This window comes from Shewanella sp. 5S214 (assembly GCF_041439795.1).
GTDB classification, from domain to species: Bacteria; Pseudomonadota; Gammaproteobacteria; order Enterobacterales; family Shewanellaceae; genus Shewanella; species Shewanella vesiculosa.
Window position 1 is genome coordinate 1 of sequence record NZ_JBGOOV010000022.1, and the last position, 23,294, is coordinate 23,294.

17 protein-coding genes and 1 other RNA gene are annotated in these 23,294 nt (G+C 43.4%); 8 read left to right on the forward strand and 10 right to left on the reverse strand.

The window, feature by feature from the left end; genetic code table 11:
• Positions 1 to 336: 336 nt before the first annotated feature.
• A complete protein-coding gene (locus tag ACED29_RS14620) occupies positions 337 to 843 on the forward strand; it encodes a hypothetical protein (RefSeq protein ID WP_371697957.1) in 507 nt (168 codons plus the stop codon).
• Between the two features lie 68 nt (positions 844 to 911).
• Here ACED29_RS14620 and ACED29_RS14625 read toward each other — a convergent pair whose 3' ends face one another.
• Positions 912 to 1,835 carry a GyrI-like domain-containing protein gene (locus ACED29_RS14625; protein ID WP_371697958.1) on the reverse strand — a complete coding sequence of 308 codons (924 nt, stop codon included), beginning with the start codon at positions 1,833 to 1,835 and terminating at the stop codon, positions 912 to 914.
• Positions 1,836 to 2,261: 426 nt separating this feature from the next.
• On the opposite strand from ACED29_RS14625, the gene ACED29_RS14630 reads away from it, so the two are divergent.
• Positions 2,262 to 3,623: a sensor domain-containing diguanylate cyclase gene (locus tag ACED29_RS14630; protein WP_347689611.1), complete on the forward strand. Its 1,362-nt coding sequence runs from the start codon at positions 2,262 to 2,264 to the stop codon at positions 3,621 to 3,623.
• Positions 3,624 to 3,824: 201 nt separating this feature from the next.
• On the opposite strand, the gene ACED29_RS14635 is transcribed toward ACED29_RS14630, so the two are convergent.
• Positions 3,825 to 5,333, reverse strand: coding sequence for a S41 family peptidase (locus ACED29_RS14635; RefSeq protein WP_371697959.1), 1,509 nt, complete (start codon positions 5,331 to 5,333; stop codon positions 3,825 to 3,827).
• 376 nt (positions 5,334 to 5,709) lie between these two features.
• Here ACED29_RS14635 and ACED29_RS14640 point away from each other — a divergent pair, with 376 nt between their 5' ends.
• Together ACED29_RS14640 and ACED29_RS14645 are read left to right on the forward strand one after the other, a co-directional pair.
• Positions 5,710 to 6,612, forward strand: a complete 903-nt coding sequence (locus tag ACED29_RS14640; protein ID WP_371697960.1) for a nuclease-related domain-containing protein — start codon at positions 5,710 to 5,712, stop codon at positions 6,610 to 6,612.
• A 179-nt stretch (positions 6,613 to 6,791) separates the two neighbouring features.
• Positions 6,792 to 8,579, forward strand: coding sequence for an anti-phage dCTP deaminase (locus ACED29_RS14645; protein WP_371697961.1), 1,788 nt, complete (start codon positions 6,792 to 6,794; stop codon positions 8,577 to 8,579).
• A 222-nt stretch (positions 8,580 to 8,801) separates the two neighbouring features.
• Here ACED29_RS14645 and ACED29_RS14650 read toward each other — a convergent pair whose 3' ends face one another.
• Entirely contained in the window at positions 8,802 to 9,749 is a 948-nt protein-coding gene (locus tag ACED29_RS14650) for a lysostaphin resistance A-like protein (RefSeq protein ID WP_371697962.1), read from the reverse strand.
• 244 nt (positions 9,750 to 9,993) lie between these two features.
• On the opposite strand from ACED29_RS14650, the gene ACED29_RS14655 reads away from it, so the two are divergent.
• Positions 9,994 to 10,875: a helix-turn-helix transcriptional regulator gene (locus ACED29_RS14655; protein ID WP_371697963.1), complete on the forward strand. Its 882-nt coding sequence runs from the start codon at positions 9,994 to 9,996 to the stop codon at positions 10,873 to 10,875.
• A gap of 1,063 nt (positions 10,876 to 11,938) precedes the next feature.
• Here ACED29_RS14655 and gcvP read toward each other — a convergent pair.
• The 6 genes from gcvP to ACED29_RS14685 all read right to left on the reverse strand — a co-directional run bounded on the left by gcvP (position 11,939) and on the right by ACED29_RS14685 (position 19,928).
• A complete protein-coding gene (gene gcvP, locus ACED29_RS14660; RefSeq protein ID WP_371697964.1) occupies positions 11,939 to 14,827 on the reverse strand; it encodes an aminomethyl-transferring glycine dehydrogenase in 2,889 nt (962 codons plus the stop codon).
• A 175-nt stretch (positions 14,828 to 15,002) separates the two neighbouring features.
• On the reverse strand, positions 15,003 to 15,392 hold the full coding sequence (gene gcvH / locus ACED29_RS14665) for a glycine cleavage system protein GcvH (RefSeq protein WP_124015465.1): 390 nt from the start codon (positions 15,390 to 15,392) through the stop codon (positions 15,003 to 15,005).
• A gap of 82 nt (positions 15,393 to 15,474) precedes the next feature.
• Positions 15,475 to 16,569: a glycine cleavage system aminomethyltransferase GcvT gene (gene gcvT, locus ACED29_RS14670; protein ID WP_124015464.1), complete on the reverse strand. Its 1,095-nt coding sequence runs from the start codon at positions 16,567 to 16,569 to the stop codon at positions 15,475 to 15,477.
• 219 nt (positions 16,570 to 16,788) lie between these two features.
• Positions 16,789 to 18,012 (reverse strand): FAD-dependent oxidoreductase, encoded by a 1,224-nt coding sequence (locus ACED29_RS14675; protein ID WP_371697965.1) that lies wholly within the window; start codon positions 18,010 to 18,012, stop codon positions 16,789 to 16,791.
• Between the two features lie 24 nt (positions 18,013 to 18,036).
• Complete coding sequence (gene ubiH / locus ACED29_RS14680) at positions 18,037 to 19,323, reverse strand: 2-octaprenyl-6-methoxyphenyl hydroxylase (protein ID WP_371697966.1); 1,287 nt, start codon at positions 19,321 to 19,323, stop codon at positions 18,037 to 18,039.
• A gap of 29 nt (positions 19,324 to 19,352) precedes the next feature.
• On the reverse strand, positions 19,353 to 19,928 hold the full coding sequence (locus tag ACED29_RS14685; protein ID WP_124015461.1) for a UPF0149 family protein: 576 nt from the start codon (positions 19,926 to 19,928) through the stop codon (positions 19,353 to 19,355).
• 244 nt (positions 19,929 to 20,172) lie between these two features.
• Here ACED29_RS14685 and ACED29_RS14690 point away from each other — a divergent pair, with 244 nt between their 5' ends.
• From ACED29_RS14690 to ACED29_RS14700, 3 genes are all read left to right on the forward strand, one after another.
• On the forward strand, positions 20,173 to 20,472 hold the full coding sequence (locus ACED29_RS14690; RefSeq protein ID WP_101086040.1) for a cell division protein ZapA: 300 nt from the start codon (positions 20,173 to 20,175) through the stop codon (positions 20,470 to 20,472).
• Between the two features lie 51 nt (positions 20,473 to 20,523).
• Positions 20,524 to 20,705: non-coding RNA, 6S RNA (gene ssrS, locus ACED29_RS14695), on the forward strand.
• 9 nt (positions 20,706 to 20,714) lie between these two features.
• Positions 20,715 to 21,410: a 5-formyltetrahydrofolate cyclo-ligase gene (locus ACED29_RS14700; RefSeq protein WP_124015460.1), complete on the forward strand. Its 696-nt coding sequence runs from the start codon at positions 20,715 to 20,717 to the stop codon at positions 21,408 to 21,410.
• 476 nt (positions 21,411 to 21,886) lie between these two features.
• Here the strand turns inward: ACED29_RS14700 and ACED29_RS14705 are convergent, their stop codons facing one another.
• A complete protein-coding gene (locus ACED29_RS14705; RefSeq protein WP_182722729.1) occupies positions 21,887 to 23,179 on the reverse strand; it encodes an O-acetylhomoserine aminocarboxypropyltransferase/cysteine synthase family protein in 1,293 nt (430 codons plus the stop codon).
• Between the last annotated feature and the right edge of the window lie 115 nt (positions 23,180 to 23,294).

Below are 23,294 nucleotides of genomic sequence, written 5' to 3' on the forward strand. Positions count from 1 at the left end.
CTGGTTTTATAAATCCAATAAAGCATAGAGTGAAGTATTATATGCAAGATATGAATAACACGCCAAAATTAACTATTTAAAAGCCCAAAAACATCATTAAGGGTGTATAAATAAAAGAGTTTTAAATCTATTATTTCTTCTTTAATCACAAATGGTTTACTTATTTAATACGGGGATTATAATCATTATCCTTATTTTCAAGGAGCAGAAATATGCTAGGAATGCTTAATATGTCTGTTATAAAACCAAGTCAAAATATTCATAAAAAGCTATCAAATAACAAAAAAAATAATCCATTACACTCTAATTTTCATTCTTTATATAAGAAGGGCTTCTATGAAATACAGTGATTACTTTAAAGCTGAATATGGATATTATTCATTAATATTTATGGCTGCCTGTCTTTTTCTTTTTGGCTTTAATATTTGGCTTGATAGCAAACGATCAGGAAAAATCCTGACCAAAAGAAGTCAAGAAATGGAACTAAAAAGCATTACGTTAGATGAACAGATTCAGCTTGAAGTCGAAAGATATAAAAGCCATTCAATACGGAATTGGTTTGCTAGTCTTTATGATTTGGTACTAGGGCTATGCTCTTTTTTTATTCCGGGAATTGTAGCTATCTACTGTGTATTAATCTTATTTACGATAGATTATTATGTACTCCATTTTATAGGCTATTCCGTAATATTTTACGTAATCATACATATTGCAACACTTCGAGCAAATGAAGGCGTTTTAGCTTATTCCCCTATATTTTTTTTAGTATTTTTATCATTTATTATTGGTTTTTTCACCATTTTATTCCGGCTAGCCATAGAGCTATATTTCACCTATACATGAATACAATCACTGGTAAAACCTAAACGACAAAAAATGAGGCAGGTTCTGCCCCACTTTTGTAACCACAATTAAATGGTCTTAACTTTGACATGAATTTCCATCTCAACATAACCGTCAACTCTGGCGTCATTCAAATAATGTTCTAACATCGGAAAATTATCAGGTTCAAATCCGCTATTTGGCAGCCAATCAGAGTACAGACTCAGTTGAGCCTTGATCGTGTCTTCAGGCATGCCCTTAAAATAAAGTACCGCATACTTACCTTTGGGGATTTCTGATGTGGTAAACGGAGGATTAACCTTTATGTTGCTACCAATGACTATCGCAGCATCATAACGGCATTTATCCGCTGGTGTTATCGTTGGATTATCATAAGCAAATGCAAAGCGTTGTTGCGCATCTTGCGTTATGCCATTGCTTGAAGCCCAATCAATCAGTTTGTCCCATGCGGTATATATCGACTCAGGTTCATAACCGCGTTTTGAAGCCAAAATACACACACGTCGGCTATCAAAATCTCTCACTTCCACTTTCATATTGGTATCCTCTAAATTAGGGCTCTTCGTCACCTCATTGGTGATACGACTAGGATACAAATCAGCAGGGCAAAACACTTTTCCATACTTGCTGTATATTTTTCCAATCTTGCTATCTTTTATTTTATCTGGGTTTCTTATTTCAGTCGGGCTAAAGCCAAAATAGAGTTTTACCGCTTTAGAAAAATTAGCACTGGATGAAAAACCACAGTCTAACGCCACCTGAGTGATAGGCAGTTGAGTTTTAAAAATCAGTATGTTGACCGCCTTCTCAAGCCTGCGGCGCACAATGTAATCATTAACTGTCTCCCCCATAATGGCAGAGAAAATACGATGAAAATGATAAGGCGAAAAATAGCTGACGTTTGCCACTTCTGTTAGTGAAATCTGGTTAGTGAGATTAGCCTCAATATATTGAAGCACCCGATCGATCCGTACTTGGTATTCTTTATTCATGGGTTCCTAATCATTAAGCAGGCAAGTAGTGAACTAAAACAGTCAGGTAAGAAACCATAACGCAGCGCTATCGTTAATACAAAGCCAGTACTTCGCTTAACGCCCTACCCGTTTTGATGTTTATTGAGGCATTTTACATAAAACCTGGAGACTTGAGTTAATGTTAAAAGTTTACTCTGGCCACGTATTCTAGACAAATGGTTAGGCCGTAAACATGTTTTAATTCAGCCATAGTGGCTTTGCATGATGACACTGATGAACTGAGCACCAAACTAGTATCAACGAGGGGATAAAACACCTAAAACCCAAATAGCACTGAGCCACAGATGATCACTTTGCTGACGGGTCTTTGGGCGCTAATGCTGGTAAATACATGGATATTTTTCTATAGTGGCCACAATAAACACATTCGATTAGCGAGCTGTAGTGCCGGGCATTTATCCTTTTGTATCCAAACAACCACATAAACGGGCGGCTTTTTTTGTCGCCTCATTATTACTGATCTCAGCGCTGATAATTAGCCCTTTTATTTCAATACCTTTGGTTGATATTGCCCCTTTTTTGCCGGTATACAGCACTTCAGTGGTATTGCTTGAAAGTATTACGGCCTATCTACTGCTGTCGCAGTTTGCCAGTAACCGGCAGGTTTTCTCAGGGTTTGTTGCTTTTGCTTATTTATTCCTTATCCCTTTAGTGACGGTGCAACTTTTAGTGTTTCCAGGTGTTTTTTCACCTAGTGGTTTACTGCATGCAGGGGAGCAAAGTGCGGTATGGATTTGGGTATTTTGGCATGCATCGTTTCCGATATTGCTCTTGCTGGCATTAATTGCCCCGAAAAAAATCATTAACCAGAACCCTGCTGATCTCAATATCAAATATTGGCTGATTGCCTTTGTATTTATTTCCCTACTGGTTAGTTTAGGTTTGGCCTTATTCGCCACTTGGGGTAGCCATTTATTACCCGTCTTAATCGATAAAGACAGCTATAAGCAGCTATTAAATAGCCCTTATGCCTTAATGGTGTGGGGATTAAATGTGCTGGCATTATTCTTTATGGTAAGACGGGCACGCAGTAACAATGTGCTTTACACATGGCTGAGTGTGGCGTTGCTGGCCAGCCTGATTGATGTCACGTTAACCCTATTGGCTGGCGCCCGCTTCAGTTTAGGTTGGTATGCTGCAAGAGTGAGCAGCTCGGTTTCTTCTATGGCGTTACTGTTCGCCTTGTTATGGGAGGTCAATCGTCTGTATGTCGCAGCCCACAGGGCCAATGAATCCTTATATCAGCAAAGTGTCAAAGATACATTAACAGGCTTATTTAATCGCCGTTATCTAGAAACACAACTGGCAATAGACATAGACCACGCCAAAAGATACCAAGAGCCGCTGTGTTTGTTGGTTGTCGATGTTGATCACTTTAAAGCGTTTAACGATAAGCACGGTCATTTGAGTGGCGATCGCTGCTTAGTGGCCGTCGCCAAACAATTGCAACTAAGCTTAAATCGACCCGCAGATTTTGTTGCCCGTTATGGTGGCGAAGAGTTTGTGGTGGTGTTGCCCCACACTGAGGCAGAAGGCGGCATGCTGATAGCTGAAAAGTTACGCCAGAAAGTCAGTGAGTTAAGGGTTGAAGATAAGGGCCAATTACTTAGCGTCACCATCAGCATAGGTTATGCAATATTACATCATAATGAAGACACCGCCCAAGGCTTGCTGATAGCTGCCGATACCGCCCTATATCAAGCCAAAGCCGCAGGACGCAATTGCGTTGTCGCTGCGATTCAATAACCCTTGTAGGGAATTAACTGATCAAGATAATACCGTTTCGCACAAGTCATTATTGTGTAATGACTTGTTCAATCTAAACATCTCAAAAACATTAAAAAGTGATTGATAAAGACTGTAAGCGGATTTAAAGCTATTGCTAATGTGATGGCTTTAAGTGAGGGGAAAATGTTCTCCCCCACTCATAGCAAACCCAAGCCGCTATTACTGAGCTATCAAGCTTAAAACCCAGTGTTGTAATCCCTGTGTATCCGTCATTGAACCATTAAACTGATACTGTGGAACAAAACTTTGGTTATGGCCTCTTTTTCGATCTCGATATACTTTTTGCGCCAGTGAAAAAGCGCCAAGTTTGCTAGGTAAATTAATCCCGCGAACATCCATATACACAGTATCGGCAGAGGTTTCTTGGCCAGCATGAATAAGCTGCGGTATTGATAAACTCAAATCGGCGAAATCTAAACACGCACTGCCGCAAGATTTATCGGTAAGTAAAATCGTACGACCTTGATATAGGCTTTTCTCAGTCTGATGGCGATTAACAGCAGTAGCCTGCAAAGCTTGGCTATTTTTAGGTAACGCTTCTTTCACCAATGATTGTTGATTATCTATCGCTTGCCGCATATCTAAAGTGGTTTGTAAAAACGAAGTAGTGATATCGCTGTCAGCGCCAAACTGACGAATTAACATAGGTTTCAAGCTGACAAGATAAGCATGATTATCTTCACTTGCACGCCACATAGCATAACTATTATCTGAGTTATTTTGCATTACTTGCGCGATATAAGCTTTACCATAAAGGCTACTCATTAAATCTTGGCCCCACTGCGAACTGCCGCCACCATTGCCACGCACATCAAACACCACGAGTTCTGCATCACGCAAACCAGCAAGCGCCATTATCATGGCTTGTAATTTGGTTTCATCAGCACCCGATGGATAAAAACTGGGCAACCGGACCCAATAATGCTTAGGTGTAAATTCATCAATACTAAATTCTTTGGGTAACGCCACAGGAGTGAGCGCTTGGTATAAATCATTGCGATCAATTTTTTGCCAATGCAATGAAAAGTCAGTTTGCTCACCCTTTGACTCAAACACACAACTATTTGGTCTAGTAAACTCACCAATTTTATCATCGATGAGTAACTTTTTAGCGTAAGAGACTTTGCGCGCATTCAATTGATTGTTATTGAATCGATATTTAAGAATATGCTCATTCATCATGGTATCGACCGCAATATTGTCACAAGAAATAAGCTTGGCACCAACCGCAGGAAGTCGCCCGCCCCAATCTTCGGCAGTGTAATAGACTTTATAACCCTGAAATTGTTTTTCAATACCTATGCCAGCCCAAGACTGCATATCAGGGTGTTGATTAAACGCAATGCCAAAATGACCATCAGCAAAACCAGCCACAAAATAGCTCAAGCTATTGGTTACATCCTGTAACGATGTCGCTTTTTTTGCCCGTGCTAACCCCTCACGATAACCTTGTTCTAACCACTGTGAAAAATATAAATTTTGATCATCTATGGCGCCGGGATGATTAGCCTTAACCGTTTGGTAGATATAGGTTAAGTCCGTTTGAGCAATCTGAGCCCATGGATTGGCTTCAGCCAACACAGGTTTAATGGGTTCTGCTTGAGCATAAACCGCAGTACTAAACACGCTGATGAGTAGAGTTAAAATAACTAAGCTTTTACCGTGCATCTAAATATAAATCCATTTGTTATCTAAAAGTTAAGGCAAAGTCTACCGTATCTGCACTGATTACACAGCATTTTTTGATATTTCAGCAGTAAGCACCAAAGCGTGACAATACATTATTGATGCTTTCGAATCATAAAATAAAGCAAACAATGGCAGCGCTTAATCTCAGCCATAACCACAAAATACCCGCATATGTTAGCTAGCATCAACTCGTGTAAACGCGTCATCTTCAGTGACAATTAGAGCTGAAGCACAAAAATCACATTTGGGCTACTTTTTATTACATTTTTGTAAAACTGGAGTATATTAATCAAGCCATATAATGGATTTATATTAGCAACCGATTGTATAACCACACTAAATTTCAAGGATGACAATGGCAAACCTGTTCACTAATGTACTCGCCACCATCATCTTGCTTTCGGGTATGTTTTTGATGGTGTTGATTATGCACCTAATGCTTAAATACCGTGACCACACGGTAAAACTGCCTGTCGATCGCGAACAACTTCAGCGAATCCCCGCATATGGCTTACAGCAACAAATTCAAGACTTACAGTTTGATCTCGTCGCTGGCCTAACGATGGCGGTTATGGTAGTGACGTTTCCGTTTGCCTACGAAAGTATCGTCAAGCATATTAGCGACAGCTCATTCCCAATCGCTTTCGCACCCATTGTCATCCTTGGTCTAGGATATTGCGGCCACAAAACGCGGAAAAACTTTTCCAAACTCACCAAATTACGTTTAGGCCACACCGCAGAAATCGCAACTGCCAATGAGCTCATCGGCTTGCAAGCTTTGGGCTATCAAGTGTTTCACGACATCCAAGCCGACGGCTTTAACATCGATCACTTAGCCATAGGTAAAAATGGCGTATTCGCCATAGAAACCAAAGGCCGCCACAAGCGCAAACGCGACAGTAAAACGACTAGCGCGACCCAAGGTAAAGACTACCAACTATTTTATAAAGACGGCCGCTTATGCTTCCCCTCTTGGACTGAAACCAAACCAATCGAACAAGCTGAACGCCAAGCAAAGTGGGTCAGCCAATGGCTCACCAAAGCGACCGGCCAACCAGTGTTCGCCAGCCCAGTACTGGTCTTCCCCGGCTGGTTTGTCAGCAGCCAAACACGGCCACCGTTCCCCATTTTAAATCACAAACAACTGGTCAAAACCTTGCCCTCGATTAGGACTCAAACACTCAGTCAACAACAAGTCGATGCGATTGTGTATCAAGTCGCGCAGAGGTGTTTGAGTAAAGATAATCCCGGTAAGTGATTAATTTAAAATACGTATTTCATGGTCAAATGCATAAAGCAGAAGCAATATTTGAGTTGAATAGGATATATCAAACAGCGTAAGGGTTAAGTTTAATTCAGTGGGATTTATAATTAAAAATCAAAAAGTGTATATAAAAAATTAACGTTAAAACCACATAAATATAAAAGGTTACAAATATGGATAATACAAATTTAATTTCAAACCTATTGGGTGAGCGAAGTAATTTTATATTAATTGGCTTAACAGGAAGAACAGGTTCAGGTTGCACAACAACATCAAAATTATTAAGTAAAGAATTACAATTCCCTTATGAAAATGAAATAAACTATAAAAATAAAAATTATTTTAACGGCATGGATACCAAACGTTACGGAATTGTAAGGAATTATGCAGTAAAACATAATGACCCATTCACCGTAATAAAAGTGAGTGAACTAATCAGTGCCAAAATATTAAACCTTGATTTAAATGATTTTAAATTATTTGTGATGTCAGTAATCAAAGATGATCTACATCTAAATATTGATAGTGTTCTTGTTAAATCGAAATTTGAAATAAGCCAAAATGAATTTAAAGCACTTCCTAAAGAAATAGATTATTTTTTAAATGGTACAAGCACTTTAAATCATAATTTAAAAGAGCTAGATATTAATCGCTGGTTCGAAATTGTAAATGAATTTACTAGAAATCTAAAGGATGTTTTAAAAACTGATTTAGGAAATAGTTACGTTCAAATTTATCAAGGTGCTGGTGACTCGATTAGACGTACAACTAAAATAATCCCTAAATATAGAAGCGAGTTATTTGATCCTCAAGGCTTGTTTGTACTACCAAGGATGATAAATAGGATAATAAAATTTTATCGTTATAAAGATAAAGTTGATGGGAAGAAAACTTATATAGCTATAGATACTATCCGGAATCCTTATGAAGCTAAATATTTTAAAGACCGTTACGCAGCTTTCTATTTGGTATCCATTAATGCACCTACGCATGACAGGAAAAAATTCCTACAAGATAAATATAAATTTACTGTAGACCAAATTATTGATATTGATCGAAGAGAGTCCGGTAAACTTTTAAAGTCTGAAGATAAATGTGGCAATTGCAATCAAAAAATTAATACTAATTCATCACATGATAAATATGATGAATTGATAATATCAAATGTAAAAAGATGTATTGAAATATCGGACATACATATTTTTAACCCGAGAAATGAATCACAAAACCATAATGTTTTAAAGGCTCAGTTGGGCTGGTACTTAAGCTTAATTAAGCATCCTGGACTAGTAACTCCAACATCATTAGAACGTGTTATGCAAATAGCATTTACTGCTAAAATGAACTCTGGTTGCATATCTAGGCAAGTGGGTGCCGTAGTAACTGATAGCAATTATTCAATTAAATCTGTTGGCTGGAATGATGTTGCTAAAGGGCAAGTACCATGTAATTTACGCTCATTGGAGGATTTAAAAAATTTCTCCAGCGATACGACCTACAGTGAATATGAGCGTAACAATGAAAAATTCAGAGAGCAAGCCGTACTGGAGCTAAATAAAATCAATCACTTAGGTGTAGGTGGGCGCAATTTATCCTATTGCTTTAAGTCAATTCAAAACACTATTGACGGTGAAAAAAATCAAGTGCATACAAGGTCATTACATGCCGAAGAAAATGCTTTTCTACAACTTGCTAAATATGGTGGTGTGGGTATAGAAGGTGGGAAGTTATTTACCACAGCTAGCCCGTGTGAGCTATGTGCGAAAAAAGCTTATCAACTAGGAATCAAGGAAATTGTATTTATAGACCCTTATCCTGGTTTGGCTATTCAACATATTATTTCAATTGGTACCAATCCACCTAAACTAATCCAATTCCGTGGCGCTGTAGGTAAGGCATATCACCAATTATATGAACCATTGATGCCTTATAAAGATGAATTAAATTATTTAGCTAAGTAAATATTAATTCCAGATTAGATATTTACTTTTAGGCCTTTTACGAAAACTAACCTGACAGGACTTCAGGCTAGTATTCGTTGGCCTCCTATGTGTCTTCAGAAGTATTTGTAGTGTTTAATGAAATAAATGGGGTCAGAGCCTGAAGGATCCCCCACGAATTTAATAGCATGCTTGTGGATCCTTGATTTACGATAAATAAGTGGGGTCAGACTCTGACCCCAATTATACGGCCCGGCTGGTCGGCTTAAGGCAGCGATAAATCCCCACTAGGCACACTATAGTTAACAGTATCGAGGTAACAATACTGTCTTCGGGCCCACCTATGCCACCGGTCAGCCAGTCACTGGCCTGAGTATCTAGCCCAAAATCCACCAGCAGTGGGCGGATATCTAAGGCTATGCCCGTGGTGGGTAAACCAAAGCCACAGATGAATAGCCAGTTCCAGCCTGCATGCCAGGCGCATGAAAACCAGATGCTACCAGTCTCGATAACTTTCAGGCTTAAATACACTGAAAAGACCAGTGTCATAAAGGCAAAGAGTATTAAGGTGAGCAGGCTGCGGCTGTCAAAATCAAACCCAGGTAAATGTATCAATGTAAAGAGGATGGCGTTAACGGCAACGCCGGTCCACAGGCCATAACGCTCTGTAAAACGGCTGAACAAATAGCCTCTGAAGATAATTTCCTCTGCGAAAGATTGCACGCTGAACGTCAACAACAGCAGCAAAACAGGCAGCAGACTCATGGCCCGGGTCAGCGCCTGGTCTTCCAGCTGATAACCACCTGCAAGATAAATACAACCCACAATAAGCGTTGCCATGCCTATCCCCGTCAGGTAGCCAAGCAACAGGTTTTTAGGCGTATTTTTACTGCAGCTTAAGCCGATACTCGCCAATGAACGCCGCTCGAAAAATTTAACCCACTGTATGACTAAGCAGAGGACGGCGGTAAAAGAAGCCGCTAGGGTATAAAGGATATTGGGGTAGGCTTCGAAGGCGTCGCGGTCAATTAACCCAAGCTCCACCACTGGCACAACCGCGATCATTTGCCCTAGGATGAAACAGGCAAACACCACCAATGGCAACGCCAAGGGCCAGGTGACCCTGTGTTTCTGCGGATATGACTCAAACAGAGGGGCAGATAAACTGGGTCCGCTTAATACTTGCTGCATAATTTGACTTCCTTACGGATAAATTGACTATAGGCCCAAAAGGTATTTTCGGGTTTGTATTAGTAACATTTGCGTTAGGAGCATTGTTCATCAGCGGTTACAAAGTCGATATCAAGATCTTGCGGTTATAATGCTATATTCATTTCTAAGCTTCGATAGGCAGCCTCAAACGTAGATGCTAGAAACGCTAATCAATTGGTGAAAACATGTGCACAAACCTTAGCAGCTCTGGAGCAGCAGATAAGTGATAAAGAGTAAGCAGATTCCAGATGACTGTCATAGCAGCGCCTTCCATCAAGCTGTCACGCCTGTGCTACAGGTTGACGATATTGCCCGAACAGGGATTACTGCTGGACAGTGGCGAGTCAATAAACAAGCTGTTAACTATGAACGCAGTAGCGGGCACACCCTTAGCCTCTACCTAGCAGGGGGCGAAGGCAGTTATCGGCTGGACAGCCGACTGCATAAGGGAGGGCCTGGTTGTGTGTCTATTATGCCCCAAGCGCACAATAGCCAATGGCATATTGAGCAACCAACCGAGTTCATCCATTGTTATATCAGCGATACTGAGTTGAAACAGTTTGCCGCCAGCACGCTCAATGTGGATGTCCGTTGCGTCGAACTGCGGGATTTACTGTACGCCGACGAGCCGCAGCTGCAGCTATTAATGAAAAGTTTTCTGCACCTAAGCCGCGACAGGAGTGCCTATTCCTTGCTGGCACAGGAGCAATGCGGTAACGAAATTTTCAATCGACTCTTGTTACAACACAATGTTTTTCATCTTAAAAAACAGCAGATCAGTGGCGGTCTATCTGTGACTCATATGCGAATTATCAACGAAATGATCCATTGCCGTCTCAGCGGAAAACTAACCCTAGATGAACTAGCCCAGCATATCAATCTCAGCCCCTTTCATTTCGCACGTATGTTTAAAATCAGCTTCGGCATCACTCCAGCGCAGTACATCACCCTAAGTCGCTTGCAACAAGCTAAAATGCTGTTCAATGGCAAAGATAGCCTCGCCGATATCAGTCTTCAGACTGGTTTCAGTCACCAGAGCCATATGACAAGCCAATTCAAACAAGTCTTCGGCATCACCCCAGCCTGCTATCGCAACCAACGCTAAAATAAGTTGGAATAAATGGGGACAGAGTAAACTTAACATGGTTAGCTACACTCTTTTAATTAAGTCTCTTTGCACATGAAACTTGCCCATGCAAAGCAAACCAAGAGTTAGCCCTATCGGAATTTCACAACATATATTCGGCGAGATAATAATTTTACCAAGCCAACTTCACGGCTGAACAAGATTTCAAAACTTATGATGGTTGGCTAAAAAAATTATCCATTTAACTTGCCATGTAGAACCACTCATTCTTTCACTGCCTTGAATCATCATATACCTTGAGGCCGTTGAAGACGCTTTATAAAAGAATGTGTTAGCTAGCCATGGATGCCTTTCGCTGCGGTTTAAGTCATTAAGAACAATTTTGATGTGGCGGTTGGGCCAATTCTTTTATAAAGAATAAACTGGGAACAGCCGTTGGTTTCCTCTTGGTCGGGTATGGGAGAAGCGCCACGACATTAGTGGCCGCAGGCCATAAAAACAATAAGCTAAGAATAAAAGAATAGAGCTGGATTCCGGCTAAAAAGCATTACCGGAATGACGTAAACAAAAAAGCGAACCAACCGGTTCGCTTTTTAATGCTTTAGATATTATATCTCCAGGCCACATGTTCCTTGAGGCCGTTGAAGAAAATAGCGTGAGCCTGACAGGACGTCAGGCTAGCTTTCGCGGTACAGGATGTACCATCGGAAGCGTTAGCATTTTCGAAGAAGGCCGAAGCAGACTGCAAGCGAAATTAAAAGCTGGATCAATCCCCATGGCGACCTTTTCGCAGCTGTTATTTAAATCATAAAGGAAAATGTTGCGGGGCGGCTGGGCTAATTATTTTAAAAAGAGTCAAGAGGGAACAGCCGTTAGTTTCCTCTTGGTCAGGTGTGGGCGAAGCACCACGACGTTAGTGGCCGCAGGCCATAGCTAAGATGAAGACAAAAGAAACAAGCTGGATTCCGGCTAAAAAGCATTACCGGAATGACGTAAAAATGGGAACGACAGGCATAAAAAAAGCGACCTTTCAGTCGCTTTCAAATTGAGGTTCCTATTCAGGAACCACTATCAATAATGATTATTCATAATCACTTAAAGGAACACATGCACACATCAAATTGCGATCCCCATACACATCATCAATACGATTCACCGTTGGCCAAAACTTATTCGCCTTAACCGCAGCGCTTGGGAACACGGCCACTTCACGGCTGTACGGACGTGAATCAAACTCGGTGTCCATAATGTCAGCCAGCGTATGCGGTGCATTGTGCAGTGGGTTATTGTCCACTGGCCACTCGCCTGCTTCTACCTTGGTGATTTCACCGCGAATAGAAATCATCGCTTCGATGAAACGATCCAGCTCAACCTTAGACTCAGATTCAGTAGGCTCAATCATCAAGGTTCCCGCTACTGGGAAGCTCATGGTTGGTGAATGGAAACCGTAGTCGTTTAGACGCTTAGCGATGTCCATTTCGGTTACGCCAGAAGTTTCTTTTAATGGGCGTAAGTCGATAATACATTCATGGGCAACGCGCTCATTACGGCCAGTAAATAATACTGGGTAATGTGGGGCAAGTTTCTTCATGATGTAGTTAGCGTTTAATAGCGCAGTTTGGGTAGATTGCTTAACCCCTTTAGTGCCTAACAACTTAATGTACATCCAGCTGATTGGCAGTATGCTGGCACTACCATACGGTGCAGCAGATACGGCGCCGTTATGGTCGCTTTCGCGCCCTGGCTTAACCACTACGTGACCGGCTACAAATGGCGCAAGGTGTGCTTTAACACCAATTGGGCCCATACCTGGACCGCCGCCGCCGTGCGGGATAGCAAAGGTTTTGTGTAGGTTTAAATGCGATACGTCAGCACCGATAAAGCCTGGTGATGTTAAACCAACCTGTGCGTTCATGTTCGCGCCGTCTAAGTAAACTTGACCGCCATATTGATGGACGATTTCGCATACTTCGCGGATAGATTCTTCATACACACCGTGAGTCGATGGGTAAGTGATCATGATGCACGATAGGTTACCAGCAAGCTCAGATGCCTTAGCACGTAAGTCTTCTAAATCGATGTTGCCTTGCTTGTCACAAGCAGTCACCACCACTTGCATACCAGCCAGTTGCGCTGATGCAGGGTTAGTACCGTGGGCAGATTGCGGGATTAAGCAGATGTTACGATGCGCGTCGCCGCGAGATTCGTGGTATTTCTTAATCGCTAACAGACCAGCATATTCGCCTTGTGCACCTGAGTTTGGTTGAATACACACAGCGTCATAACCGGTGATTTTCACTAAAAACTCAGACAACTCGTTAATTAACTGGGTGTAACCTTGTGCTTGGTCTAGTGGGCAGAATGGGTGCATGTTAGCAAATTCTGGCCAGCTTACTGGTAGCATTTCCACTGCCGCGTTGAGCTTCATGGTGCACGAGCCTAACGAAATCATGGAGTGGTTTAGGGCTAAATCTTTGTTTTCGAGACGCTTGATATAACGCATCATCTCGGTTTCGCTTTGGTAGCGATTAAACGTTGGGTGAGTTAATACGGCATCTTGACGTACTAAGGCTTCAGGGATTGACTGACTGCCATTAGCAATGATGTCTGCATCGAGTGCTGCTACGTCTAAACCATGGCCTGCGCCTAAGATTACGTCAAACAAGACTGCGATGTCGGCACGGATAGTGGTTTCGTCTACGCTGATACCAAATACGCCATCAGCATCGATACGCAAGTTAACTTGTGCCGCTAACGCGCGGGCATTAATGGCAGCAAGGTCGGCACCTTTAACACTGATGGTGTCAAACCAGGTAGTGTTAACCAGTGATACGCCTTTAGCGGTTAAGCCTGCTGCTAAAATGTCGGCAAAACGGTTAATGCGTGAAGCAATTGTTTTTAAGCCTTGTGGGCCGTGGAATACCGCGTAAAACGACGCCATATTGGCTAATAAAATTTGCGCAGTACAAATGTTTGAGTTGGCTTTTTCGCGGCGAATATGTTGCTCGCGCGTTTGCATGGCCATACGTAATGCGCTGTTACCGCGGCTGTCTTTTGACACACCAATAATACGACCAGGCATTGAACGTTTGTGCTCGTCACGGGCAACAAAGAAGGCTGCGTGTGGTCCGCCGTATCCCATTGGTACGCCAAAACGTTGCGCGCTACCAAATACCACGTCTGCACCCATGGCGCCTGGAGATTTAAGTAGCATTAATGACATGATGTCGGCAGCCACAGTCACGATGGCTTTGTTGTCACGTAGCTTGGCAAATAACTCAGTGTAATCGGTAATTTGCCCAATACGGTTGGTGTACTGGAACAAGGCACCAAATAATTCGTAATTAACAGACTCGCTTGCTGGACCAACAACCACTTCAAAACCAAAACATTCAGCGCGAGTTTTAACGACGTCTAATGTTTGTGGAAATACATCATCGGCCACAAAGAAGATGTTTGCTTTTTTAGCTTTAGATACCCGTTTGGCTAATGCCATAGCTTCTGCAGCTGCAGTGGCTTCGTCCAGTAATGAGGCTGACGCAAGGTCAAGACCGGTAAGGTCCATTGACACTTGTTGGAAGTTTAAAATCGCTTCTAAACGGCCTTGGGCGATTTCTGGCTGGTATGGCGTGTAAGCCGTGTACCAACCTGGGTTTTCAAATACATTACGCAAAATGACATTAGGGACTTGCACGCCGTAGTAACCCATACCGATATAGCTTTTAAATACGGTGTTTTTGTCAGCTATGTTACGGATATAGGCGATACCTTCGGCTTCGCCACATGAGTCACCTATGGTGAGATCTTGGGGTAAACGAATTTTGCCAGGAACGGTTTGGGCGGTGAGATCTTCTAGTGACTCTGCACCAATAAAGTTCAACATTTCTTGTTGTTGTGCTTCACTTGGGCCGATGTGGCGAGTCAGGAAAAGTTCGTGCTGTTCTAGTTGTGTCAGGGTTTGCTTGGTCATGTTAAACCTTGTTCCAAATCGACCAGTTATGGCTGTAGGGCACAGAACTGGATTAGGGTGAAAATGGGTAATACGTGAATAACCTGTTTAGGGTTTATTATGTTGCGCGCTCGTCATTGTTTTTAGCTGCACATAACAAAGAAGCTCCCTAGGGAGCTTCCTGTGTCATTGGCGATTATTCTTCGTCAATCACTTCTTGATAGCCTTCGGCATCAAGCAGTCCATCAACTTCTGATTCGTCAGAAGGCATAACGCGGAAGAACCAGCCTTCACCAAAAGCATCGCTGTTAACAAGCTCTGGTGAATCTTCTAGAGCTTCGTTTACCGCAATCACCTCACCAGAAACCGGTGCGTAAATGTCTGATGCTGCCTTAACTGATTCTGCTACGGCGCAATCTTCACCGGCAGTGACTGTGTCGCCGACTTCTGGCAATTCGACAAATACCATGTCGCCTAGTAACTCTTGAGCATGCTCAGTAATACCCACTGTGTAGCTTCCGTCTGTTTCTTTACGGATCCACTCATGTGAAGATGCATATTTCAAGTCTGCTGGAATAGTGCTCATTAATGTTGTTCCTTAATCAGATGTTCTAATACTTAATCAATAAATTCTTTTTGGGTAAACCGCAACTCATTTTATTGAATCTTTAGAAAGCTTGTTTACCGTTACGTACAAAACTTGGGGCGATGACTTTTACGTTAACACGCTTTTTACGCATTTCAACTTCAGCTATCGCACCAATACCATTAGGTACACGGGCCATGGCAATAGAATAGCCTAATGTTGGCGAAAACGACCCGCTGGTGATCACACCTTGATGTTCAACACCCTCAGCGTCGGTAAAAAACACAGCCATATCATGGCGTAATACGCCCTTTTCTTCCATGACTAAACCGACTAATTTGTCAGTGCCAGCCGCTTTAATTGCAGTAAGTGCGTCACGGCCAATAAAGTCACGATCGCTTGGCTCCCACGCTACGGTCCAGCCCATGTTAGCGGCTAATGGATTAATTGACTCGTCCATGTCTTGACCGTATAGGTTCATGCCCGCTTCTAAGCGTAAGGTATCACGCGCACCTAGACCACATGGCTTAACGCCTGTATCTAATAGCGCTTGCCATAAGGCTTCTGCTTCGGCTTCTGGCACTATGATTTCGTAGCCCGCTTCACCTGTGTAACCTGTGGTGGCAATAAATAAGCTGCCAGATTGCACACCAAAGAATGGCTTCATGCCTTCAACGGCAGCATTTTGCTCAGCAGAAAATACGCTAGCCGCTTTGGCTTTAGCATTAGGGCCTTGCACGGCAATCATCGCAAGCTCTGGACGTTCAGTCACCACCACATCAAATGCTGCAGCTTGCTTGTTGATCCAAGCCATGTCTTTGTCGCGGGTTGCGGAGTTAACCACGACACGGTAATGAGTGTCGGTTAAGTAGTAGGTGATAAGGTCGTCGATGATGCCAGCGGTTTCGTCTAGCATTCCGCCGTAAAGGGCTTTACCTGGTACGGTAAGCTTGGCGACATCGTTAGCAAGTAACTTACGTAAAAATGCACAAGCATCGCTGCCGGTAACGTCAACTACCGTCATGTGAGACACGTCGAACATGCCTGCATCTTGACGAACTGCGTGGTGTTCTTCGATTTGAGAGCCGTAATTAATCGGCATGTCCCAACCGTGGAAATCAACCATTTTGGCTTTAGATTCTAAATGCTTGTTAAAAAGTACGGTTTTGCTAGCCATTATTATCCCTTTTTTTGAGGCCTTTCTTATGTAGGTTTTTGATAAAATGCGGCCAAAATTATACTCCGCAGACCTACTTTGTATACAAAAAATTTTTCTAATCCGAGTCCCGTCGCATTAGTTTAGCTAATCTATTGTTGTAATTTATTTACATAATTTTTTACAATAAAAACGCCGACTTAGCTGTATAGACTGATATTAAACAAGTTTCTATATTCGCTACGATGAAATTGGCTCACGACAAAGTTTAGGTAATGTCATTTTGTTACCCATAGCCTGTTTGATGAACACTGTTTTCAGCCCAGCGACATTATCAACTAGGGTTAGACCTATGTCGCGCATGGCTTTTTTAAGCGGATTGCTGCCGGCGAACAATCTTTTAAAGCCTTCCATGGTAGCAATCATCTCCATGGTTTCAGCTTTACGCCAACGTTCAAGGGCGCGCAAATGACTGTATTCGCCTAAATCTTTGCCTTGTTCGTGCAATTGGCTAAAGGTGTCGATAATACTGGCGGCGTCTAAAAAGCCGAGGTTAACCCCTTGGCCAGCAAGCGGGTGAATGGTATGGGCAGCATCACCAGCCAGCACTAATCGATGGCGGGCAAAGTGGCGCGCATAACGCATACGTAATGGGAATGATTGTCGCTCGCTAATCACCTGACACAGGCCTAAACGACCATCGAGTGCAGCGGTTAACGTTTTGCCAAATTCGATATCGTCTAATGCTAATAATTGCTCAGCTTGATCGGGCGATACCGACCAGACGATGGAACATAAATTATCGTCATACAAGGGCAACATGGCTAGCGGACCACCGGGTAAAAAGGCTTGTCTGGCGGTCGCATCGTGGGCTAACTCAGTGCGTACAGTAGCAACTATGGCATGGTGGCCGTAGTCCCAGAATGTCAGCGGAATATTGCATTGTTCACGCACCCAAGAATTGGCTCCGTCGGCTGCTACAACCACTGCGGCGCTGATGTTGTCGCCGCCGGCTAGGGTTAGCCAGGCTTCACGTTCGCCAAAGGCAATGCGTTCAAGGCGTTGACCTTGTAAATGAGTTAAATTGCTGATTTCGCTGGCGCGCTTAGCCAGTGCATAGCTAATGGCATCATTTTCGATAATTGAACCTAAATAGGCTTCGCTAATACTGTGAGCGTCAAATTCAATTTTGCCTAGACCGTCTTTGTCCCATACCGACATTTTTTGGTAAGGGCTAACACGGCTGTCATCAAGGTATTGCCACGCTCCGAGATTTTCGAGCAATTGTTGGCTGGCTTTGTTAATGGCACTAACACGCAATTTGGGCTCGCCACTCACGGCTTGGGTTTCGCCAGCATCAATGACCACCACATTAAGGTCGGCATTCGCTAACCCAATTGCCGTTGCCAGCCCGACCATACCACCACCAACAATGGCAACATCATATGTTTGAGTAGAAAACATGCTCAATCCTTACCTTAAAATGAGTTAACGCCAGCCCATTGCGGTTTGTGCGATGGGACGTTTTAACGGTGGTAGCCAAGACAATAGGCGTAAACCGAGATTGCGACCCGCTACCATCGGCCAATATTGGTTGGAAAAGCCACGAACTAAAAATTCGATATTACTCAGCGTGCTGTCGCGATCCGCTTGGCGTGCGGCTAAATACTGATGCAAGATAGCATTACTGCCGACATCGACCTCAGTTGAGGGATTAGCTAATTGATACGAACTGAAAGCCTGTTTCAGTACATCCAGTAAGCCCACTACATCACGCAGGCCAAGATTAAAACCTTGTCCGGCAATCGGGTGTAGGGTTTGCGCCGCATTACCAATAAAGATGCAGCGATGGTAAATCGGTCTTGGCATGTACGATAACGTCAGTGGATAACTGCTGCGCTGACCAACATCAACGAAGCGACCAACGCGATGGCCAAAGGCTTGTTGTAATGCGGCTAAAAACTCGGCTTTGTCGGCATATTTTAGTTGCTCTGCTTGAGCGGGCGGTAATGCCCACACTACGGAAAAACGCGACTGAGCAGCGCTGGCTGACACGGCAGTATGCGCCGCAGCGGTCATGGGTACTGAACTCATAGGCAGCAGAGCTAATGGTCCTGTTTGGGTAAAGCGTTCGTAAGCCCAATGCTGGTGCGGCTGGTCAGTACTCACATTGGCGACAATGGCCGTTTGATCGAAATTGATTTGTTCTGTGGGTTGGCCAAGATGTTGACGCACCACGGAATTAGCACCATCGGCAGCAACTAATAACTGGCAATGCAATTGCGTACCGTTATCTAAAGTTAATAAGTGACCATTGGTTTGAGTCTGCAACTCAGTCACGGTAGCCGGACAAAACACCTCAACAGATGATTTAGCCAATTGCTCAAACAACACTTTGCCCACTTGGGCTAACTCAACCACCTGCCCTAATGCTCCTAAGCCAAGCGGTTTAGCGTTAAGTTCGGTCATACCAAAGTGGCCGCGATCAGAAACATGAATATTTTCGATCGCCGTGCCTAGATGCTGCAACTTGGGCCAAATACCTAAACGAGTCAGTTCGAAAATAGAACCGTGCGCAATGGCAATAGAGCGAGCATCAAAACCTGGGTGATTATTGCTCGCTAGGTGGGCTTCGATTAAGGCGATGCGCAGCGGACGCGACAAGGTGGCAGATAACTTAGCTAGCCCGAGGGCTAACGTGGCTCCGGCCATGGCGCCACCGACAATGGCAATATCAACATTAAGCTGTGCTGTGATGGTGTGTGCTGTGGTCATACGCTGCGTTGCTGCCTATACCAAAAATGTTAGTGGAAAGTTGAAGACTCATCGGTGTCATTCAATGGCATGTCTAAGCCAAACTCTGAGTAGCATAAAATAGCTGACATTCTGACAAACTCTTGTAGCTCAAAGTAAGCAACTTCTGACTCTTCGTCATCACCAACATCAAATTCTACTTGAGCAATATCGGCCAGATCTTTAATCACTTCACGTACATCTGGCGATGCTTTGGCTAGCTGTGGTTGAATAATGGCAATGCCGGTTAAAAAGCTTTGAGTCCACAGGGCTAACGCTTCGACGCGATCGCTTAATGACGCTTCTTCTTCTGGCAATAAAAGGGTAAAACCAAATTCGAAATCCACTAAACGATTAACCGTATCTTGATACAATTCGCTGATCAGCAGTTGTAAATTAGGCTCTAACGGTTGCCCATCGTTCATTAACTCAACTAACGGTGTTAACCAGGCTAAATTTTCTTGTTTAACGCCACCACAAATAAGCCCAACCAGTGCGCCATGCACTTCTACTGGATGCTGGCCAACTTCTGCGTAATCTAGGGCCTGTTTTAGTTTTTCAATACATAATGAAGGTGGGGTTGCCATGGTTAATTCCTAATAGCGCTATATCTGCATCAATGCTAGCAGAGTTAGGATGATGCTCCAAATGCTAGTGTGTAATGTGGTTAAATTTGTGAGCCATAAAGTGACTATAATAATTGACAATGAGTGTATTTGTTCAGACAACCAGCAAATAGCTAAAAAGGCGCGTTGTTGCCTTGCTCTTTTAAATTCAGCCCTATATAGTTCGCCACATGCTTGAGTTTAACTAAGGATCTGTGGCGACATTATGAGTAACAGTGCTGTTGATATCACCCTATTAGGGCGCACCTACTCTATCGCATGTCCAAAAGGACGCGAAGATGCCTTGCGCACGGTAGCCAGAGAAGTTGAAAACCAACTGACAACCTTAAAATCTCGTACTAACAATTTGAGCCGTGAAGAGCTGGCCATTATGGCAGCATTAAACATTGGTAATGAACTGTACGAAGAAAAGCAAAAGAATAAGCAGTACATGGCGCAAATGGATGAGCGTATTTCGTTATTGCAATCAACCTTGGAAACATCGTTGGTTGAACGAAGCCGCTAGGAAGGCTAGACTAAGATTTAAGAATGAAGCAAAGCTTGATTCAACCAGTTTTGCTCCCTGAGATATTCGCCAGTTGGCTAAGTCCCTGTGCCGATAATTACAAACCCAGGGTGAATGCTTTTGTTGACATTGTGCATGCTCGGCTCGTACCGAGAAGCCTTAGGAAATGAACATTTACCCGCCTTGAACCTACGGTTCAAGGGCTACGCCGGCAGCGGTATTTTGGGGAGCATTCTAATTTTATGACCATCACTCGTTTTATGACTAACACAGAAAATCGTCCGGTTACGTCAACATCTTCGGCACGTATTAGCTACTTTGCCACCCCTTCTGAGTTTCAAGAACCGCTGTTCGATAGCACAGACATGAGCCGCGACAATATTCGCCGCCATGTTCGCCAAGAGCGAAATAGCCTTAGTCCTGAAGAACAAAGCCAATTAGCCTTAATTGCTAGCCGCCACATGCTTGCTGAAATTCAAGCTCAGTCGGCTAAGCATGTGGCCCTGTATTTTACCCAAGACGGTGAATTAGCGACTCAAAAGCTGATTGAAGCATTATGGGATCTCGACATTAACCTGTATTTGCCCCGGCTTCATCCGTTCAGTAAAGGCAACCTACTGTTTATTCGTTATGATCGCGATTCTGTGATGCTTGAAAATCAATACGCTATTAAAGAACCACAATTGAATGTGCAGCATGTTATTACTGTCGATAAACTCGATATGATCATCACCCCTTTGGTGGCATTTGATGAGCACGGTAACCGTATGGGCATGGGCGGCGGATATTACGACCGCACTTTGGCACAAGTGGTCGATAACAAGCCGTTAGCAGTAGGCTTTGCCCACGATTGTCAGCAAGTGAGCCAAGTTCCTACCGAGTTTTGGGATATGCCTTTACCAGTGATTATTACCCCAACGAGACGATTAGCTATTTAAAATAGCTTAATACTATTAAGGTTGTGGCGCTTCGCCCACACCAGACCAAGGAGGGGAAAACTGCTTCCCCTCTTAGATCTCCCCGCCAGCTCCGGCAAAATGTTAGTCCTCATAGCATAATAAAAATCACCTAACGACTCAGATGGTACATCTGATGTGAATAGACTGACGAATGTCGTGATGACATGGATGTCAAAAAACGACCATGCCCCCGAGCCTGTTACATATCTGCAAAACAGAAGTTTACATGCCTTAAAACACAGGCATGTTTGATAAAGGCCATGATGTCACTACGGCATTTTCATCATGCTATTTCGGACACTTTGGACGCAGACACCTTGATACTGCAGGTTCCTCTTATATACCAACTAGACTTTGTAGAAGGTAGGAATTAAACATAACAGAATAGAAAAAGCCCCATCAATAAACGCTATTGATGGGGCTTTTTTCATTATATTGCTTAGGTAAAAATAGGCTTACACAATTGCTTTCTCTAATGCTTGGCTAACATCGGCGATGATGTCGTCTATGTGCTCAATACCCACAGATATCCGCACTAAGTCTTCTGATACACCAGCTTTAGCTAACTCTGCGCCGCTCAGTTGGCGATGAGTGGTACTGGCTGGGTGACAAGCCAGCGATTTAGCGTCACCGATATTGACCAAACGAAGCACCATTTGCAATGCATCAATAAACTTACCACCAGCCACTTTACCCGCTTCAGCATTGGCGGCTTTAATGCCAAAACTAATGATACCAGAGGCTTTACCGCCAGTGATTTTTTGGCAAGTTGCATGGTGTGGGCTGTCAGGTAATGCGGCATAGTTTACCCAACTAATGCTTGGGTGTTGCTGCAAGTATTCCGCTAGTGTGAGCGCATTACTGCAGTGACGTTCCATGCGTAAACTTAGGGTTTCTAAACCTTGTAGTAATAAAAATGAACTGTGTGGCGACAATGCTGCGCCAGTATTGCGCAGTGGCACAACTCGACAGCGACCAATAAATGCCGCGGGGCCAAAGGCGTCGGTATAAACTACGCCGTGATAAGACGGATCAGGCTGATTAAGTATCGCAAAGCGTTTTTTATTGGCGACCCAATCAAATTTACCCGAGTCGATAATTACCCCACCAATAGTGGTGCCGTGGCCGCCAATGTATTTAGTTAATGAGTGAATGACAATGTCGGCGCCATGATCAAATGCGCGGCACAACACTGGCGTGGCCACAGTATTATCGACAATTAACGGCACCCCATGTTTGTGAGCAATATCGGCCAAACGCTGTAAATCGACAATATTGCCGGCAGGGTTACCAATTGATTCACAAAATAATGCTTTAGTGTTGTCATCAATTAACGCATCGAGGCCATCGAAATCATCAAAGGCTGCCATACGCACTTCAACGCCTTGGCGCGGTAATGTATGCGCAAATAAGTTATAAGTACCGCCATACAATTGGCTAGTACTGACAATATTGTCGCCTACTTGAGTTAACGCTTGAATAGCATAAGTAATGGCCGCCATGCCAGAAGCTACAGCCAGTGCACCAATGCCGCCTTCTATCGCCGCTAAGCGCTGTTCCAGTACACTGGTTGTGGGGTTCATTATACGGGTGTAAATATTACCGGCGACTTTTAAGTCGAATAGATCCGCCCCGTGTTGGGTATCGTCAAAGGTGTACGAGGTGGTTTGGTAAATCGGCACTGCAGCAGCTTTAGTGGTTGCTTCTGACTCGTAACCATAATGTAATGCCAGTGATTCCAGTTTCATGTTTGCTGCAGTCATAGTAACTTCCTTCAGGTAATAGGCTGTGTGATATTGCACTGATATCCACACTAGCAATTAGCCATCTAGAAGTCTATATTAAATTATCGCTTCACACTTT